At 66.7% G+C, this 1,100-nt stretch carries 1 protein-coding gene; it reads left to right on the top strand.

Features of this window, described 5'->3' with window-relative positions:
- A partial coding sequence (locus tag ACIPIA_RS16835) for a diguanylate cyclase (RefSeq protein ID WP_400511130.1) occupies positions 1–1,100 on the top strand: 1,100 nt, incomplete at both ends.

The following is a 1,100-nucleotide window of genomic DNA, read 5'->3' as shown; positions in this document are numbered from 1 at the left end:
CGATGAAATCGGAGCTGGTGGCGGCGCTCTACGCCACTCCGGCCGCGATCCTCATCGGCACAATCACCGTCGCAGTGGTCATGGCTGCCGCCGGCCTCTTGACTGGCAACGACCCTGTCTTTTACGCCCTCGCTACGCTGATCCTCGTCGTCGGCGGCTTCCGGAACCACTCGCACCGACACTACCGATCGGTCAGCCTCGCTTCCGCCAGCGCCGCCCAGATCGACCGGCTCGAGAAATGCGCCATGGCCGGTGCCTGGTCCACGGCCGTCCTGATCAGCGCATTCGGGGCCTATACGATCCTGCGCTACACCTACGAACCGGTGGCGGTCCTGGCGGTCGCGCAAACCATCGGCTACCTCGCCGGCATCTCGGCGCGCAACAGCTCTCGCCCCCTGATCACCCGGGTTCAGGTCCTGATGGCCGCGGCGCCCTTCTCGCTCGCGCTGCTCTGGACGAGGGATCCGGCCTATCTCGTGATCGCCCTGTCGGTGGCGCTGACCACCGTGCTGACATTCTCCAGCGCGCGGGTGATACACCAGGTCTTCCTGGAGCGACTGCGCTCGATGCGGGAACTCGAGCATCTCGCCGTCAACGACACAATCACCAGCCTCTACAACCGCCGCGGCTTCATGCGCGCGATCAAGTCCATGTCGTCGGCGGGACAGCCGGTGACGCTGATCTCGATCGACATCGACCGTTTCAAGGGCATCAACGACAGCCTTGGCCATGATGTAGGCGACGCCCTGCTCAGGGCGGTCAGCAAGACGTTGGGTGCCGAGATGGAAGCCGGCGACATCGCGGCCCGGACCGGCGGCGACGAGTTCATGGTCGCAACGACGCGCAACGCCGAGGATGCCGCGGCATTGGCGGGGCGCCTCGTCATGCTGCTGGCAGGCCAGCGTGTCGTCGGCGGCCGGCATGTCTCGGCAACGGCGAGCCTCGGCGTCGCCCCGGCCGGCTGCGCGCCCTCGATCGAGGAAGCGCTCAAATGCGTCGATATCGCGCTGTACCGCGCCAAGCTCGACGGGCGGAACCGTTTCGTCATGTACTCGGCCGCGCTGCGCGAGGAACATGAGGACAGCCTCGCGCTCGAGACC

This window comes from Allobosea sp. CER48 (assembly GCF_044752385.1).
GTDB lineage: Bacteria > Pseudomonadota > Alphaproteobacteria > Rhizobiales > Beijerinckiaceae > Allobosea.
The sequence above is the reverse complement of the archived record's forward strand: the minus strand, read 5'-3'. Positions and strand labels throughout refer to the sequence as shown.